1 pseudogene is annotated in these 601 nt (G+C 39.1%); it reads left to right on the forward strand.

The features are described from left to right. Positions 1-29: 29 nt before the first annotated feature. Positions 30-601, forward strand: a pseudogene (locus tag C9E89_RS23100) (DUF4055 domain-containing protein); the annotation flags it as partial.

Raw genomic sequence — 601 nt, forward strand, 5'->3', positions numbered from 1 at the left:
ATCGATATACCAATGTTTGGATTTTAACTATGAGCATTACAACAACACATACCGACTATGATAAGCACATCGCGACTTGGAATAAGTTGGATGATGTTTGTGGTGGTCAAGAAGTCATTAAAGCAAAGACCGAAGTATATTTGAAGAGACCTTCTTTATTTACCTCTCGTGATGATCCTGATGGCAAAAAACGTTATGCAGAATACCTACATCGTGCAATCTTCCCGGGTGTAACGAGTCGAACATTAGCCAGCCATATTGGTTTAGCTTTTGGTAAAACGCCAGTATTTAATCGTCCAAGTGAACTCGAATATTTAGAGCGTAATGCTGATGGTGCAGGACGATCTATTTATCAAGTCGCTCAACGCGCTACACGTTTAATTAATCGTAATTATCGCTGTGGTATATATGTGGATCATCCAAGTGTTGCACCAAGTAAAAATCGTGCTGAGGACGCAACAAAAGGCGCGTTCCCAATGATCCATGTGATTCAGGCAGCAGCAATTAAAGACTGGGATTATATTATTGTTGGTAATCAGAAAAAATTGAGCTTTGTTAAGATTCTGGAGAGTATTAAAGTTCGTAATGGTTTTAGTGTGGA

Source organism: Acinetobacter sichuanensis (assembly GCF_003024515.2).
Taxonomy (GTDB): Bacteria; Pseudomonadota; Gammaproteobacteria; order Pseudomonadales; family Moraxellaceae; genus Acinetobacter; species Acinetobacter sichuanensis.